Origin of the sequence: Rhizobium gallicum bv. gallicum R602sp, from assembly GCF_000816845.1 — a bacterium.
Classification (GTDB): Bacteria; Pseudomonadota; Alphaproteobacteria; order Rhizobiales; family Rhizobiaceae; genus Rhizobium; species Rhizobium gallicum.
Genome location: NZ_CP006879.1, coordinates 374,990 through 390,829 on the forward strand (window position 1 = coordinate 374,990; position 15,840 = coordinate 390,829).

The 15,840-nt window shown below is 56.1% G+C and carries 11 protein-coding genes and 5 pseudogenes; 6 read left to right on the forward strand and 10 right to left on the reverse strand.

What is annotated here, in order from left to right; all coding sequences use genetic code 11:
* Nucleotides 1-2: 2 nt before the first annotated feature.
* The 6 genes from RGR602_RS22730 to RGR602_RS38675 form a co-directional block, all read right to left on the reverse strand.
* Nucleotides 3-491 (reverse strand): three component ABC system middle component, encoded by a 489-nt coding sequence (locus RGR602_RS22730; protein WP_052451709.1) that lies wholly within the window; start codon nucleotides 489-491, stop codon nucleotides 3-5.
* Nucleotides 488-1,651, reverse strand: coding sequence for an ABC-three component system protein (locus RGR602_RS22735; RefSeq protein WP_040114337.1), 1,164 nt, complete (start codon nucleotides 1,649-1,651; stop codon nucleotides 488-490). Before RGR602_RS22735 ends, RGR602_RS22730 begins: the two co-directional genes overlap by 4 nt.
* Nucleotides 1,652-1,856: 205 nt before the next feature.
* Nucleotides 1,857-2,147: a hypothetical protein gene (locus RGR602_RS37525; RefSeq protein WP_133941610.1), complete on the reverse strand. Its 291-nt coding sequence runs from the start codon at nucleotides 2,145-2,147 to the stop codon at nucleotides 1,857-1,859.
* A 112-nt stretch (nucleotides 2,148-2,259) separates the two neighbouring features.
* Nucleotides 2,260-2,916 carry a DUF3800 domain-containing protein gene (locus RGR602_RS22745; protein ID WP_011651773.1) on the reverse strand — a complete coding sequence of 219 codons (657 nt, stop codon included), beginning with the start codon at nucleotides 2,914-2,916 and terminating at the stop codon, nucleotides 2,260-2,262.
* 273 nt (nucleotides 2,917-3,189) lie between these two features.
* Nucleotides 3,190-3,489: a PIN domain-containing protein gene (locus RGR602_RS38670; protein ID WP_223844050.1), complete on the reverse strand. Its 300-nt coding sequence runs from the start codon at nucleotides 3,487-3,489 to the stop codon at nucleotides 3,190-3,192.
* Nucleotides 3,432-3,734 carry a PIN domain-containing protein gene (locus RGR602_RS38675; RefSeq protein WP_223844076.1) on the reverse strand — a complete coding sequence of 101 codons (303 nt, stop codon included), beginning with the start codon at nucleotides 3,732-3,734 and terminating at the stop codon, nucleotides 3,432-3,434. Before RGR602_RS38675 ends, RGR602_RS38670 begins: the two co-directional genes overlap by 58 nt.
* Here RGR602_RS38675 and RGR602_RS22755 point away from each other — a divergent pair.
* From RGR602_RS22755 to RGR602_RS22765, 3 genes and pseudogenes are all read left to right on the forward strand, one after another.
* Nucleotides 3,673-4,281 carry a metallophosphoesterase gene (locus RGR602_RS22755; RefSeq protein WP_223844072.1) on the forward strand — a complete coding sequence of 203 codons (609 nt, stop codon included), beginning with the start codon at nucleotides 3,673-3,675 and terminating at the stop codon, nucleotides 4,279-4,281. The genes RGR602_RS38675 and RGR602_RS22755 overlap by 62 nt on opposite strands.
* Before the next feature lie 608 nt (nucleotides 4,282-4,889).
* Nucleotides 4,890-5,570 carry a hypothetical protein gene (locus RGR602_RS22760; RefSeq protein WP_133941604.1) on the forward strand — a complete coding sequence of 227 codons (681 nt, stop codon included), beginning with the start codon at nucleotides 4,890-4,892 and terminating at the stop codon, nucleotides 5,568-5,570.
* A 329-nt stretch (nucleotides 5,571-5,899) separates the two neighbouring features.
* Nucleotides 5,900-6,370, forward strand: a pseudogene (locus RGR602_RS22765) (helix-turn-helix domain-containing protein); the annotation flags it as partial.
* A gap of 280 nt (nucleotides 6,371-6,650) precedes the next feature.
* Here RGR602_RS22765 and RGR602_RS22770 read toward each other — a convergent pair.
* Both RGR602_RS22770 and RGR602_RS22775 read right to left on the reverse strand, forming a co-directional pair.
* Nucleotides 6,651-7,687: pseudogene (locus tag RGR602_RS22770) on the reverse strand (IS110 family RNA-guided transposase).
* A 447-nt stretch (nucleotides 7,688-8,134) separates the two neighbouring features.
* On the reverse strand, nucleotides 8,135-9,166 hold the full coding sequence (locus RGR602_RS22775) for an IS110 family RNA-guided transposase (protein WP_040114473.1): 1,032 nt from the start codon (nucleotides 9,164-9,166) through the stop codon (nucleotides 8,135-8,137).
* A 121-nt stretch (nucleotides 9,167-9,287) separates the two neighbouring features.
* Between RGR602_RS22775 and RGR602_RS22780 the strand changes: the two are divergent.
* The 3 genes and pseudogenes from RGR602_RS22780 to RGR602_RS22790 all read left to right on the forward strand — a co-directional run.
* A pseudogene (locus RGR602_RS22780) lies at nucleotides 9,288-10,253 on the forward strand (ISNCY family transposase); the annotation flags it as partial.
* A 293-nt stretch (nucleotides 10,254-10,546) separates the two neighbouring features.
* Nucleotides 10,547-11,556 (forward strand): annotated as a pseudogene (locus tag RGR602_RS22785) (IS30 family transposase).
* A 178-nt stretch (nucleotides 11,557-11,734) separates the two neighbouring features.
* Nucleotides 11,735-13,156 (forward strand): ISNCY family transposase, encoded by a 1,422-nt coding sequence (locus tag RGR602_RS22790; protein ID WP_040114341.1) that lies wholly within the window; start codon nucleotides 11,735-11,737, stop codon nucleotides 13,154-13,156.
* 6 nt (nucleotides 13,157-13,162) lie between these two features.
* On the opposite strand, the gene RGR602_RS22795 is transcribed toward RGR602_RS22790, so the two are convergent.
* Both RGR602_RS22795 and RGR602_RS22800 read right to left on the reverse strand, forming a co-directional pair.
* Nucleotides 13,163-13,900 (reverse strand): hypothetical protein, encoded by a 738-nt coding sequence (locus tag RGR602_RS22795; protein WP_040114342.1) that lies wholly within the window; start codon nucleotides 13,898-13,900, stop codon nucleotides 13,163-13,165.
* A 636-nt stretch (nucleotides 13,901-14,536) separates the two neighbouring features.
* Nucleotides 14,537-15,573: pseudogene (locus tag RGR602_RS22800) on the reverse strand (IS110 family RNA-guided transposase).
* Nucleotides 15,574-15,840 lie beyond the last annotated feature (267 nt).

Sequence of the window (15,840 nt, forward strand, 5' to 3'; positions counted from 1 at the left end):
GGTTAGGGTTCCACCCACAAAAGTGCGAAGGCCTGATCGAGCGATAGCCTGCCGAACCAGCGACCGAGCTTGTCTGCTCCGGCGACGTGGTACTTCAGCCGTTCGGGCGGTTTTGGGGGACGTGCTTCGTTACTCCGAAGCCTTCCCGTGTCGTAGGAAAGGTTCATCAATCCGCTGGAGATTGCCGCACCTACGGAGGACAGCGTTAGCTCCCGCATCTTCAGGGCACGCTCTTGCACCGCGATTAGAAGCTCGCGCTCCTCGCCCAGCTTTTTGGTGAACTGCGAAAGACCGGACGATTCGTAGGTGGAACGGATGCGGTCAAGCGTGGGGGCGTGGTACAGGAGCGGGAGCACCACGAAGAACGAGTGTAACTGGGCGGCCTCGACCAATCGTTCTTGCTGATAGGACTTTCCGAACCGCCAAAGTAGCATAGCTCCCAGCGCGGGATTCTGGACCAGCGCCACCGTAGAGAGAGGGGTGGTCGTCATGATGCCCCCTTGGGAAACAAGGTCTTATGATCGGGGTGCCAACCGACCCTACGGTCGTCGGCAAGGCAGTTGTACTCTCCAGCGACGAAGTAGGTGGGAAGACTCTGGCCTTCCAAGGGCATAGTCAGATTGACGCACCGGCGATAAAGCTGCCTTCCCAGTTGCGGAGCGTCCAGATGCCCGTGGGTATCCGAAAGCTCATCAGAAGTCATTGCATGATGGCGAATGAGAGACTCGTCAAGCTCGTCAAGACTGCTGTTGACGATACTGCCCGTGTCCGCCCAGGTGACCTTGTCGGCCATGGCTCTTAGGAAGTCGCTGACTGCGTTTGTCATGAGCGTATCCGAAGCCTCGACGGCCAGCAGTTGGCGCACAAAAGTCGGCTGACTGCTGAGAAGATCGGCAATCTGATCCTGGGCGGGCGCACCCGTGGTCGAGACCAGAAGCTTTGAAAAATCGTGCTTTCTGATGAACGCTCTCAGTTTACGCCGAAACACGACAGCGTCGAGGATCGGTGCCTTTTTTTTACGGATGAGACTATCGACGTCATCCTTTGCGATGCCGATCGCCGCAGCGCAATACTGGTCCAGGCTTTCCTCCGGAAGTGTCACAACCAGCTTTTGCGTGATCGCGTCGATCGGGTCTTCCTCAGTTTGCAATTCAAAGAGCCGTATGACCTTCAGACAGACTTCATCGCCGGCTTCGAGAAATTTGCTTATCAACGGCTCCACGCCGACACCCTTTTTGCCTTTGAAGGTCTTCGTCTTGAATTTCTTCAGCAGCGCGTCAGCCTTTGCAGCATCTCTGGCGTCATGCAATGCGTGAACGAGGTCGCCGACCTTCAGTGGGGTGACGTAAAACCGGAACGCGGTTGCTGGATCGAGAAGCGAGCCAGGAAGTGAAGCCCAGTTCGCGAGCGTCTTCCACAGTTCCGCAGACCTGTCCGAGGCGGGATTGCCCGACATCGCGCTTTTCGACTGCTCGAAGATCAATCCGCCGGATGGGTCATGGATCGCGATATCGTCAAGTTGCTCAAGCGAGATCCGGCAGCCCTTGGCGACACTCATCAGATAGTAGCAGAGTCGAACGGGCTGAAGGCCATATCCGAGGTATTGACCGGGTACTGACGTCTTGAGTTTCGGATATTCGTCTAGCGACATTGCACCCCGGCAGAATCGTTACCAGCACACGCTATCCGAAAGCAGTGGTTGCACAAGATACGCATAGAATTACCAACATCTTTTCAAAATGTGACGGTAAATATACGAACGAACACCGTCGCTTGATATGCAGCGCCAGATACGTCTGGACTATCTCCAAAAATATTGGACTCTGCGCCTCATATGTCTGGCCTCAGTCCTTAGCTTACTCAATAATTCCTCCCGGATTGAGGATGTCCTCGACAGTAGAGCCGATAGGGTCCTTGATCTTGTCCTCGACTTTTTTGACCTTTTCCTTGAATTTCTTTTCCGCGAACTTCTTCACAAACTGGCCCGGGTCCTTCAGCGCTTTCGGGAAAGGAGCCAGCAGGCAAGCTCCTCGCACGTGGTGGCCCCGATTCTGAATAGCGCGAAGGCGGAAGTCCCGACGACGCGTTATGGGCTTCCAAGAATGGAACGACTTTCTCTGCCAGCTTTTCCCCGTTTCGCGTGGCAACGACCGACTCACAGCCGAAGACGTGACGTTTGAAGGCGAACTCAGGAAAGCCGCCAAGGAAAGTCCCGCTTCAACACTCGCTGACCGCGCGTCCGTTTGATCGATCGCTGACTTATGACCACGGCATATGCAGATAGACATGGTCCTTTAGGATATTGTACGCCTCGGAATCACCATCCTCGAAATGGCTCTGAAACGTTCCGGCTAGGTAGTCACAGAATGCCAGGCCATCCTCGAGAGGCTTCGATCTGATGATCCTGCTGACCTCGGTCTGCGACCGCATGTGAAACCACAAATCTTTGCGAAGGATGCTCTCGATAAGAACGTCGTATCCTAGACCTGCATTAAGCTCGTCAGGACATATCGACACTTGGCGCAGGTGACGAACCGTCGGGCCAATCAAGGAGGATGCCATCCAAGAATAGAAAAGATGGAAGTGTCCCTGGATATGCTTCGGCACCTTTTGCTTGTCGATCACCGCGACGAGCAAATGAACACGGGGATTCTCCTTGACCATTTTAACGGCTCGATGGGCGAACGACCGCCGGACGCCTGAGCCGATGCCGATCCATTTCTTCTCGTTGTTGGAGGTCCAGTCGAACTCCTTCTTGAGAGCTTTCACGACTTTGCCCGGGACTCGGTGGTTATCGTTTATCCCAACTATTGCACCGACGGTGAAATACCGACTGGAACCCCCTTGGCGATAGGGGAGGTTAAGTTGCCATCCTAAGTCGCCACTTTCGTCGAGAAGAACAAGCGCGTTTGACAATGAATACCCACCAACGAAAAATGGCCCCCGCGAAGCGAGGGCCATGGAAATTGTTGGCTATGCCAAGTTGCCGCGCGTTTACACCGCGCTTAGGATACCCGAGAAGTGTTCTCAGGCGTCCGGTTGAGACTGTGGACTCACTAGCCACAACCTACATAGCCTGAATGTCACCCATGTTCAAGTGTATTGAAGGGATATTCCCCGCACATCATAAGAGCAGCCCGATACCATCGGCACTTGCTTGGCGTCACTCATGGCTATGCCTTCGATACGTCACGCAACCTTGACCGCCAACGTCCCGTCCGCCCGCGCTGCAGCTTTGCATCTCGTCACCGCCCAGACCTCAAATGCGGGATTGTAGACGCCTGGCAACGGAAAGAAGCCGTCGATCAGTTCGAAGTCCCTGGCGTTGAGCGTGGCGATCGGCATATCGTATACGATCGACGTTGCAGCAATGAAGAGGTCTTGCCCTGGCTTTTTGTTGTCGGCCTTTGGATTGGCGAGCCAAAGTTGCGTCAGTGGCCGGTGGGGGCGGGATACTCGAACTCCGTGTCGAGAAGTTGGTCCATCCATTCCCAGAGCGCCTCAGCCTTTTCGGGATCGGCGAGATGCTTCTCAGCTATTCCCGTCTCGACTTCCAGAATGACAGCGAATGGAATGGCAACCCGGGACTGTGTTCTGAGCCATTCCGAGACCTTCGGATGCGGCCGCCGTTTGCTGGAATTGCTTTGGTTGGCAACCCATTTTGCCGAAACGATGCCTGTCGTCGTTGTTGCCGGCAGCCACGAATTCGACGGCGCGTCAATTACAGAGAGCATCCAAGATTCCCGTGCTTTCGCCGACAAATATCCCAATATCCACTATCTTGAGAACGACGCTGTGGACATCGGGGACGTCAGATTTTTGGGCGGTACGCTATGGACCGACTTCCGCCTCCGTGGAGGCGATCCTGAACTTGCGATGGCGGCAGCCGAGGTCGGAATAAACGATTACAGGCGCATCAAATTCCAGAAGCTTCCCTACCGGAAATTCCGCCCGATCCATGCCTATCGGAAGCACCAGGAAGCACGGAACTTTCTCGCCTCCGAACTTCGAGGCGGTGAAGGACGAAAGACGGTGATCGTAACCCATCACGCACCTTCCGTCCTCTCGATCGCCCCTGATCTCCGAGACGACCGGTTGTCTCCATGTTATGCTTCTGATCTGGAAAGCCTGATTGTCGAAGCACGGCCGGCGTTATGGGTGCATGGTCATGTTCATCGCGTGAACGCTTACATGATCGGCGACAGCAGGGTGATCTCGAACCCGCGCGGATACCCGGGCGAGGGGACCAGATTTGATCCAGCCTTCACCGTGGAAGTCTAGGATGGCGGCAGCCGTGTCGTGTTCGAATTCTAGGGTCCCGGCGTTTGCTGGAACGGTCGACTCGCGAACTTCGCCAGTTTTCTCGACAGGGCAGCGTTACCTCTGATATGTTCTGCCGGCCATAGAGAGATCGAATTGCCCAAAGCCACTCCACCTCAGAAGGTTCAGAGTGATAGTAAAGCTCCGCTCGGAGCGGTGTTGGGTACGGACTTCGAGCCGAACCCGGAAAGGATCGTTATAGGTCCACGAAACGATCGCAAGAAGCTCAAGATCAAGATAATCGATCAGCGCAAGAAATCCAAAAACTACTGACAGACGCATTCTCTCTACTGATGATTTGACCGACAAGAGCGATCTGACTCTGACGGAATCTGATTGAGCCGCTCCAAGTTGCAAGTTACATTTGATGCGGCGATGTGGAGGGCATTGGAGGTGGCCAGTGGCCGAGCAGGGAACCCAAGCCCCTTATGGAAAAAAGCCATGTCCGGTTTGCAATCCGAGGGGCGAACTCTACCAACCCCCAAGTTTGAGAAAATGTGAAAGATGCGGTGGAATGGGATGGTTAACGCCGCCCGCGCCTTGGGATGAACCTGAAAAAGGCTCGTAACATGGCCGTAGCCGAACTGGTCCCATGGTTTCAAATCGCGTCTACCATAATTGCGGGCATAGGCATTATCACCTCTGTGAGCCTTGGCATCGCTAGTTTGAACAACAACCGAACAGATCGATTGATTAAGATCAGCCCGAATTTGCTGTTCAACGTCGGCGGGCAAGAACTAGCTGCAACTCTTCAACCCTTAAAGCGCATCCCGGGTGTTGCGACAGGCGAACAGGACGTTGAGGAGTTTCTGGCAGCTCTTCCGGACGGATATCTCGCTCCTTTTTTGGAACAGCATTATGGTCAACTCTACAATCACGGCGCTGGCCCTGGGCTGTCAGTTGAGATTTGGTTTCAGGCCGAGCGCCTCACGGTTAAGGGACAGGAACGTTCGTTAACGAGGAACGAGCGTGAGAGTTTGCCTTACATCAAGACATGGAACATGATGTCGGCTATTCCGGCCAACGTACCTCCTGGAGGAGTTGCGTCTTTTGGAACGTTGCCCATCTGTGTTCTTGCCGCGCACCCTGATGTGACGAAGGTGACTGGCAACATGTACATCGAGTGCCACGACCAGCACGGGCGCTCCCTGCAGTGGAGCCAGCCGACAACGTACTTCATAGACAGGCTGAAATCCGACAAGGCGACGATCACTGTCGCATTCAGTCAGCGTCCCGTAAGTCTCACATAGCACTTCCTATTCTTGGCTTCAGCTCTCTGGGCCGGTTTTCTGCCTCAAAATTGTCCAGGGCGAAACGAAACGTCCGAGTGGGCGAATACATATGGATTTGGGCGAGACCGAATGCCCAACGACAAAAAGCAACACGGACAAAACCGCTCGGGTGTTCCATAATATGTGTTATGCGACGACGTGTTGTAGCGGCATTTTAGAGATGCGACACATAGGCCAGTTAGAGATGCGACAGTCGTCGCCTCTTGCGATGCTGGTCAAACGTCAGCATTGGGGAGCAAGATCAGCGACTTGCATCGTGGCCGAGGCCATTTGTGTTGGGAGTCGTCATGTCTTGTTTGATTGTCATGTCGCAGAAGGAAATGCATCGTCTTGAACATATTCGGCAGGTTCGCCAAGGCAGTCTGAGGGTCACACGGGCGGCTGAGCTGCTTGGGCTCAGTCGCAGCCAAGTCCATAGGCTGTTGCAGGCCTATGACCTGAACGGGATCGACGGTCTCGTTTCGAAGAAGCGCGGCCGACCGAGCAACCGGCGGTACGGTGAGGATTTCCGCAATCTGGCTCTGGACCTGGTGCGTGAGCATTATGTCGATTTCGGCCCGACCTTGGCGGCCGAGAAGCTGGTTGAGCGTCATCAGATTTCGGTCAGCAAGGAGACGCTGCGCCAATGGATGATGGCAGCCGGCATCTGGGTGTCACGCCGCGAGCGCAAGAAGCGGGTCTTTCAGCCGCGCGGCCGGCGTGATTGTTTCGGTGAACTCGTGCAGATCGATGGGTCGCATCACTGGTGGTTGTCTTCTCTATTCGGCGTGGTGAGGTCAAGCACCTTCTGACTGTCCGCAGCTATGGCGATTGATGTCTTCGCAGTATCGCGCTTCTCTCCGGGCTCGGCCTATGTGGCCCTCCCATTATGGGACCAGAAGAATGGGGCGGAACAATCTAATCGGCGACCTGATCGCAATAAACGACCGTACCAGACAACCACGCGAACTCACCCCATCCATCGTCCTGCGAAGGACATCTTTCCACCGGCGGCGGAATCTTCTTGTCTCCTTTGGTTCTCGTCACCTTGGTTGCTAATTACCCAGCAACAGGCAAGCTCTCCCGTGTCCAGCAGAATTCGGTTCCGTCACTCCACATTCGATGCATGATCACAGCAAGCCGTCGGGCCAACGCTACAACCGCCTTTTGCCTGCCGCGGCGTCTGGCGATATTCATCGCCCAGGCTTTTAGCCACGACCATTTCTTAACGTTTACAAGCAGGACTTGCGCTGCTTCGTACAGCAGGGATCGCATCATCGCGTCACCGCAACAGGATACTCGCCCGACCCGTTTGCTTTCACCAGACTCGTTCAGTTTCGGCGTCAGCCCGAGCACAGAACCGACCGCCTTTGAATGTGCAAACCGGCCAGGAATATCGATGGTTGCCGTATAGGTGAGAGCGACAACGGGGCCGACACCAGGGATCGTCGTCAACCGGCGACAAACTTCATCCTCGCGGACCAAATCCAAAACCTTCTTGTGCAGCTTGGTGAACTCGTCGCGCAGCAGTTTGCGCGCAGCCAACAATGGCTGCATGATTTCGTGTAGATCAGGCCTGTCTTCGACCAGCTCATTGATCCGCTCCTCGAATTTGACCTTGCCGACCAATCCGACTTTCAGACCGAAGTTGCGCAACAATCCGCGAATGTCATTCGCGATGGCGATGGCTTTTTCCTGCAAGAGTTTGCGCGCTGTCAGCAATGCCCGGTGCTTCTGGCTCGTCAGTGTCTTCACATGCACAGGCCGGTAGAGATTGACGCGCATCATCTGGGCTATTCCACGCGCATCGTTGCGGTCCGTCTTATTCGGTTGGGCTTTCAAAATGCCTTGGCATGTCTGGTCTCGATGCAGATCACCGGCAATCCTGCCTTGGCAAGTCCTTCATAGAGCCATTGCGACAGTGGTCCGGCTTCAAGACCGGTCCGCTCAATCTGCCACTTCGGGTCCTTGATCACCGAGATCAAATCCTCAGGGTGAGTGGCAACTTTCGTCTCCCGGCAAATCTTGCCTGTCTCATCAACAATGCAGACCGCGGTCTCTTTCACCGACAAATCCAATGCACAATAGTGTTTCATGCTGCGCTTCTCCCTTTGATGTTGAGGCTGTTGAAAGACATGACCTCGTTTTACCATCAGCCAGAAGCGCAGCACCGCAATCCACAATGGTCAACGCTGAGACGCAAAGCCGAATATCCCATCTAATCGCATTCCATCCGTCAAGCGGGCTTGAGCATTCAGCGACCTTGCCGGCTTGCGGGACAGGCAACCGGCTTAATCGATTGGATGGATCTGCCCTCACCGGCCGGGTCCTTCAGAGCTATCCAGTGCTGGGAGCAGGGTTGTCTCCGCGGTCGACAAATGTCGCCGCACAAGGGTTTTCGCAGGTGGGATCTTCCTAATGTTCGAGGCGCAGTCTCAACGAGCTGCAGCCACCAGAAGCGGAATGATCCTGCCCACGTCCGCAGCAGGGACGCTCAGCACCAAAGTTAGATGGCGCGCTGAGGGACGAAGGCTGAGCGTCGCCTATATGGTCGCGCCAGCCGATGCGTTGAACACTTCTCCCGTCTTGAGCATGCTGTGCATGATGACCGCGAGTTTCCGGGCGACGGCCACAGCGGCCCGCTTGAAGCCAAGTCGCTCGCGCAGCTTAAGGCCCCAACTCTTGAGACTGCTCTCGGTCCTGGCACTGGTTCTCGTCAAAAGCACTGTCGCCGCTTCGTAAAGCAGCCCACGTAAACGATTGTCACCCCTTCGCGAGATATGGCCGTCATAGTCGACCTCGCCTGACTGATAACGCCGCGTTGTTAGCCCGAGCCAGGCGCCAACCGAGCGCGACGTTCGAAAGTTTTCTGGATTTTCAATTGCCGTAACGTAGGACACCGCTGTGACCGCGCCGATCCCCGGAATTGTCATCAATAACTTCGTGGCTTGGCTCCCACGTGCCACTATAAGCAACTGTTGGCCAAGATCGGCTGCGCGCTTGCGGATATCGTGCCACGCCTCCAAAAGAGGCAAGATAATCTTCGCAAGCTCGGTGTTTCCATCCAAAAGCTTCCGCACATCGCCATCAAACACTCGACCCTTCGCTTTCGGGATGATCAGACCGAAGGTCTTCATCAGGCCGCGGATTTGATTGCCAAGTTGCGTTGACATGTTCAGGAGCTGTTCGCGGGCAGCCACCAATGTGCGGGCTAACATAGCGTCAAACGACTTGACGCGAACCGCTTTGTAAAAGCCTGCTTCAGCGAGTTGAGCTAAACCATCCGCATCGTTGGCATCGGTCTTGTTGAGCGTTTCGTTCAATACCTTTTGCGCGTGCCGCGCTTCAATGCAGATCGCCGGCAACCCCTCGCTCGTCAGCGCGTGATAGAACCACGTCGACAGCGGTCCCGTTTCGAATACGACGCGCTGCGCGCGTGGAGCTTTTTTGCGGATCATCTGCGCGAGAAGATTGGGATCCGAAGGACACTTCCCCCGCCAGATCCGTTTCCCGTCTTCCCGGATCGAAATTGCGGTGTCTTTCAATGAAACATCAAGGCCAATATATTGGTTCAAGGTTGCCTCCATCCGATGTTTGGGCCCGGTTCCAATCGAGAGCCCGTTTTTCCATCCTATCGGGGGCAACCACCCTCACCAGCCCAAAAGCCAGAGACGGTCGCGCCGCGATTACTCCATGTTCGAGAACCGCGGCCGCAAATGCGCCCTGCTCGTCTACATCGACGATGCGACGGGCAAGCTCTTGCATTTGCGCTTTGCCGCCTCTGAGAACACCTTTGACTATCTGCACGCGACGAAGGCCTATTTGCAGCAATGGGGCAAGCCGATTGCGTTTTACAGTGACAAGCACGGTGTTTTTCGCAGCACGCACGCCTCGATGAAAGACCGCACGAGCGGTCTGACGCAGTTCGGCCGGGCGCTTTATGAGCTGAACATCGACATCATCTGCGCCAACACTCCGCAGGCGAAAGGCCGTGTGGAGCGGGCCAATCAGACACTGCAGGATCGGCTGGTGAAGGAATTGCGGCTGCGCGGCATCGACACGATCGAAGCGGCCAACGCCTATGCATCAGAGTTCATGGCGGATTTCAACTTTCGTTTTGGCAAGCCACCACGCAATCCGAAAGACATGCATCGGCCGCTGGCGAATCACGAGAACCTCGATGGTGCCATGTGCCGCAAGGAGGTTCGCAAGCTGTCGCATTCCTTGACGCTGCGCTATGACAAGGTGATGTTCATTCTCGATCCGACAGAGCGCGCAACGGGGCTGGCGGGCAAGAAGGTTGTCGTATGCGACTATCCGGACGGGCGCCTGGAGATCACAGACGGGGAAGCCTCCCTGCCCTACAGAACGTTCGACATGTTACGGTCGGTGCACCGGGCGGACGTGATCGAGAACAAACGCCTAGACGACATGCTTTCGATCGTGGCCGAGCTGCAGGCCGGGCGCCAACAGCAACGCAGCAAAAGTGGGCCTCGCCGCACCGGCCAGACGGACCATATGTTCGGCATTCGCGATGGCAGCCAGAGCAATGGCTATCAGCAGCGCGGCACCAAGCCAGGACGGAAGACGGATTTTACGAAGGATCCAGTCGTTATCGCCCGACGGCAGCAGGTATTGGCGAGCCAGCTTAACACCGAGTGATGTAAGCGATCCGGATTGAAAAAGCTAAAGTATATTGTTGCACTTGAGCCCTGCGCGCCGACCGGGCTACGCAATACCGACAAGCTCCACCCGGACGGCGGCTTACCTCTGTGTATTCATCAATATAGAATATTGAAACGCCAGCAATAATGGATAGTATGATGTCGCGTTTCTAAATTGCGTACTTTGTCTCATCTTTAATTAGCTGTGACACGTGTTGTAGCGGGGTGGGTTCAAGGATGAAGTGCGACTTGCGATAGATACCAATGGGTTATCACGCGCAAGGAACGCTCATGAGACGCACCTACTCCCAGATCGATATGGATGAACGTCGCAGGATCGCTCGCTGGCGAGCGGCCGGCCTGAGCGCCACCGTCATCGCCGAGAAGCTCGGCCGGCATCGTTCGACGATTTTCCGCGAGCTGCGCCGCAATACGTTCGAGGATCGTGAGATGCCGGACCTCAACGGCTACTATTGCGTCACCGCCAACGAGATGGCACGTGAGCGCAGAGCCAAGCTGCGCAAGCTCGCCCGGTTCTCGCATCTGCGCCAATCGGTCATCGAGCGGATCATGCATGGCTGGTCGCCACAGCAGATCGCTGGCCGATTGCGGCTGGAGCGCCATCCGATCTCTGTCAGTTACGAGACGATCTACAAGTTCGCCTATTCCGCAGACGGCCAAGCCATCAAGCTGTGGCGGCACCTGCCGGAGCGTCGTGCGAGACGCAGACCGCGGTATGCCCGGCGGCGTCACGGTCGCCGCTTCAGCCCGGAACTCAACATCCTTCACGTCCTGATGCCGTTGCCGAGCGCAAGCAGTTCGGCCATTGGGAGTGCGATCTCATTCAGTTTCGCAAGAAGTTCGGTAAGGCCAACATGACCTCACTGGTCGAGCGTGTCAGCCGCTTTGCCGTCTTCCTGCGCAACAACGACCGGCAATCGAAGCCGATCATGGACGGGCTGATTGATGTGCTCCAAACCCTGCCCCATGCTGCTCGACGCTCCATCACCTTCGACCGGGGAACTGAGTTCAGCGAATGGCCCTATCTGCAGGCTGGCATCGGAACGCAGATATGGTTCTGCGATCCGCAATCGCCTTGGCAAAAAGGCACCGTCGAGAATACCAATGGCCGGGTCAGGAAATGGCTTTCGAGAGAGGTGGATCCACTGTCGATCACCGACCGCGACCTGAAGGACATTTGCGACCAGCTCAACGCAACGCCGCGCAAATGCCTCGGCTATCGAACGCCCGCCGAAGTCTTCCGCCAGAAACTCCTCGCGCAAATCCGGCGCACCGGTTAGCTTCTCAAAGCCCGCAGGTCGCGGTTCGCCATGAACTCACACGGCTATTTAGTAATGCGACAGTTGGGCCAGTTAGAGATGCGACAGTCTCGCCTCTCGACGCACTGGTCAAAGCCAACGTTGGGAGCAAGGATGACGATCTTCAGCCTGGTCGAGACCATGAGCGGTCGGAGTCGTCATGTCCTGTATAATCACCATGTCGCAGAAAGAATTGCATCGCCTCGAACTCATCCAGAAGATCCGTGACGAACGCCTGACTGTTGTCCAGGCGGCAGAACGGCTCGACCTCAGTCGAAGTCAGGTTCATCGGCTGCTGCAGGCCTATGACCGGGATGGGCCGGCCGGCCTTGTTTCAAAGAAGCGATCACGGCCGAGCAATCGGCGCCACAGCGAGGAATTTCGTAATGCGGCGCTGGACCTGATCCGCGAACGCTATCTGGACTTCGGTCCGACGCTGGCGCGCGAGAAGCTGATTGAGTTGCACAGGATCTCTCTCGCCAAGGAGACGCTGCGGCAATGGATGACCGAGGCCGGCATTTGGATTTCGCGTCGTGAGCGCAAGAAGCGAGTTTTCCAGCCGCGCGGCCGGCGCGACTGCTTTGGTGAACTGGTGCAGATCGACGGGTCGCATCACTGGTGGTTCGAGAACCGCGGCCCCAAATGCGCCCTGCTCGTCTATATCGATGACGCCACCGGCAAGCTGCTTCATTTGCGCTTTGCGCCATCCGAGAACACGTTCGACTATCTGCAGGCGACGAAGGCCTATCTGCAGCAATGGGGCAAGCCGCTGGCCTTCTACAGCGACAAGCACGGCGTCTTTCGCTCCACCCATGCATCGGAGAAAGACCGGACGAGTGGTCTGACCCAGTTCGGTCGGGCGCTCTATGAGCTGAACATCGACATTATCTGCGCCAATACTCCGCAGGCCAAGGGCCGGGTGGAGCGTGCCAATCAGACATTACAGGATCGGCTGGTCAAGGAGATGCGGCTTCGCGGTATCGATACGATAGAAGCTGCCAATGCCTATGCGCCTGAGTTCATGGCGGATTTCAACGCGCGTTTCGGCAAGCCACCGCGTAACCCGAAGGACATGCACCGGCCGTTGGCAGACCATGAGAACCTCGATGGCGCCATGTGCCGCAAGGAAGTCCGCACGCTGTCGCAGTCATTGACGCTACGCTATGACAAGGTGTTGTTCATCCTCGACCCGACCGAGGTTTCCAGGCCGTTGGCCGGCCAGAAGGTGATCGTCTGCGATTATCCTGACGGACGGCTCGAGATCATGCACGAGAGCTTTGCCCTGCCCTACAGAACCTTCGATAAGTTGCGGTCGGTGCATCGGTCTGAAGTCGTCGAGAACAAGCGTTTGGACGATGTGCTGTCGATTGTCGCTGAGCTGCAGGCTGGACGCAAGCAGCAGCGCAGCAAGAGCGGTCCCCGACGCACCGGGCAGACGGATCATATGTTCGGCATTCGCGACGGCAGCACAGCCAACGGCTATCAGAAGCGAGGACGCAAGCCGAGGACAGATTACATGACCGATCCGGCGGTGATTGCACGGCGAGAGAAAGCGTTATTGAGGCAGCCAGCAGCGGAATAAAAATCGTCAGTGCACGCCGGTGTCGCTCTGTGTATCCGATTCCAGTTGCAGGCAGGCTGGCCAGAGCGGCGTCTTGTGGAAGGATCCATCCTGGAAAAGCGTGATCCCCTCTCGTGCTTCATAGAGCAAACCAAGCCAGCACAGGCGCCGTAGGACGCCATATTGGATATCGGATTTCAGCTCCCAGGCTTCCAGTGTCATTTCGGTCTCAGATAGGGGCTCGAAGTCTGGGTAGAGGATCTTCACAAGCTCCAATGGCGTGCACCCTTCTCTGGCCTTGATATTGAGAAGGTTGAGGAACATGCGCCACCAGCGTAACCGCGCTTGGACCTCCTCTTTGCGCTCGGTGGCGTGGACATAGGAATAGAGATAATCCGTGGCGACGAGATCGAAGAAGCCTTGCGGGTTCACCAGGAACTCCCGGCCGCGTCTGGTTGGCAGCAGCACATCCTTTTTCCGGCGAAGCAGCTTCAGATGACGGGTCATGTCGCGCACGACCCAGAGCGGCGGCATGTCGCTTTCATTGAGCACCTTGTTCATGCTGTAGAGGTCTTCGGCTGTGAAGTCGGGCCAGAGGAAGTTCACAGCGGCCCAATGCACGAACTTGCGGTTCATGGCGCCGGTCGCGGTCAATCCTATGCCACCCTCACCGTCAGCATAGGCAACCGCAAGAAGCATGCCGCGAACAAGTGGTGACAGCGCGGCGACATCGACGTCACCCTGCAACTTGATTTCCGGAAGCATCGTGTGGCTTTGACCCCTACCTGCCCCATGCAGGTGCAAACGAGTATCAGCCGGCGACGGAACAATTGCTACTGAGAAAGCTAAAGCCGAAGAGGAGCATTATCACCCGCCCCCGCCCTTCCCTTGCAACCCGGCCCAGCCGGTCGGATCGGGGGCTGATTATCGGTGCCAGTGTCGCGTTTCTAACTGGCTGACAGCGTCGCGCCTCTAATCAGCTTTGACACGTGTCATTATATAACGTTATATTGCATTGGCGCAATGCTTCTTGCGTCTTTCCATTCGTCTCATCAAGCATCAATACCATAAAGCTCGACAACGGCGTTCATTGTACTCTCGCTCGAGTGGAGGTTGCTTCTCTATTCGGCGTGGTGAGGTCAAGCACCTTCTGACTGTCCGCAGCTATGGCGATTGATGTCTTCGCAGTATCGCGCTTCTCTCCGGGCTCGGCCTATGTGGCCCTCCCATTATGGGACCAGAAGAATGGGGCGGAACAATCTAATCGGCGACCTGATCGCAATAAACGACCGTACCAGACAACCACGCGAACTCACCCCATCCATCGTCCTGCGAAGGACATCTTTCCACCGGCGGCGGAATCTTCTTGTCTCCTTTGGTTCTCGTCACCTTGGTTGCTAATTACCCAGCAACAGGCAAGCTCTCCCGTGTCCAGCAGAATTCGGTTCCGTCACTCCACATTCGATGCATGATCACAGCAAGCCGTCGGGCCAACGCTACAACCGCCTTTTGCCTGCCGCGGCGTCTGGCGATATTCATCGCCCAGGCTTTTAGCCACGACCATTTCTTAACGTTTACAAGCAGGACTTGCGCTGCTTCGTACAGCAGGGATCGCATCATCGCGTCACCGCAACAGGATACTCGCCCGACCCGTTTGCTTTCACCAGACTCGTTCAGTTTCGGCGTCAGCCCGAGCACAGAACCGACCGCCTTTGAATGTGCAAACCGGCCAGGAATATCGATGGTTGCCGTATAGGTGAGAGCGACAACGGGGCCGACACCAGGGATCGTCGTCAACCGGCGACAAACTTCATCCTCGCGGACCAATCCAAAACCTTCTTGTGCAGCTTGGTGAACTCGTCGCGCAGCAGTTTGCGCGCAGCCAACAATGGCTGCATGATTTCGTGTAGATCAGGCCTGTCTTCGACCAGCTCATTGATCCGCTCCTCGAATTTGACCTTGCCGACCAATCCGACTTTCAGACCGAAGTTGCGCAACAATCCGCGAATGTCATTCGCGATGGCGATGGCTTTTTCCTGCAAGAGTTTGCGCGCTGTCAGCAATGCCCGGTGCTTCTGGCTCGTCAGTGTCTTCACATGCACAGGCCGGTAGAGATTGACGCGCATCATCTGGGCTATTCCACGCGCATCGTTGCGGTCCGTCTTATTCGGTTGGGCTTTCAAAAATGCCTTGGCATGTCTGGTCTCGATGCAGATCACCGGCAATCCTGCCTTGGCAAGTCCTTCATAGAGCCATTGCGACAGTGGTCCGGCTTCAAGACCGATCCGCTCAATCTGCCACTTCGGGTCCTTGATCACCGAGATCAAATCCTCAGGGTGAGTGGCAACTTTCGTCTCCCGGCAAATCTTGCCTGTCTCATCAACAATGCAGACCGCGGTCTCTTTCACCGACAAATCCAATGCACAATAGTGTTTCATGCTGCGCTTCTCCCTTTGATGTTGAGGCTGTTGAAAGACATGACCTCGTTTTACCATCAGCCAGAAGCGCAGCACCGCAATCCACAATGGTCAACGCTGAGACGCAAAGCCGAATATCCCATCTAATCGTGCGTCGGCTCGGCGGCGATGCGATGTTCATGCGAATGGTCGAGGCTGAAATCGCGGCGGGTTTGGCGCGGCGCTTCCCCCTTACTGCCACTGAATTTCGGTCTATCAATGCAAGGGGGGCCAGGGGCTGAATGGCGA

Excerpts from the sequence above, each read along its gene's own strand:
- RGR602_RS38670 (WP_223844050.1), bottom strand. The coding sequence starts at position 3,489 with ATGGATGGACCAACTTCTCGACACGGAGTTCGAGTATCCCGCCCCCAC.
- RGR602_RS22795 (WP_040114342.1), bottom strand. The coding sequence starts at position 13,900 with ATGCTTCCGGAAATCAAGTTGCAGGGTGACGTCGATGTCGCCGCGCTG.
- RGR602_RS22735 (WP_040114337.1), bottom strand. The coding sequence starts at position 1,651 with ATGTCGCTAGACGAATATCCGAAACTCAAGACGTCAGTACCCGGTCAA.
- RGR602_RS22755 (WP_223844072.1), top strand. The coding sequence starts at position 3,673 with ATGCCTGTCGTCGTTGTTGCCGGCAGCCACGAATTCGACGGCGCGTCA.
- RGR602_RS22730 (WP_052451709.1), bottom strand. The coding sequence starts at position 491 with ATGACGACCACCCCTCTCTCTACGGTGGCGCTGGTCCAGAATCCCGCG.
- RGR602_RS22760 (WP_133941604.1), top strand. The coding sequence starts at position 4,890 with ATGGCCGTAGCCGAACTGGTCCCATGGTTTCAAATCGCGTCTACCATA.
- RGR602_RS22790 (WP_040114341.1), top strand. The coding sequence starts at position 11,735 with ATGTCCTGTATAATCACCATGTCGCAGAAAGAATTGCATCGCCTCGAA.
- RGR602_RS38675 (WP_223844076.1), bottom strand. The coding sequence starts at position 3,734 with ATGCTCTCTGTAATTGACGCGCCGTCGAATTCGTGGCTGCCGGCAACA.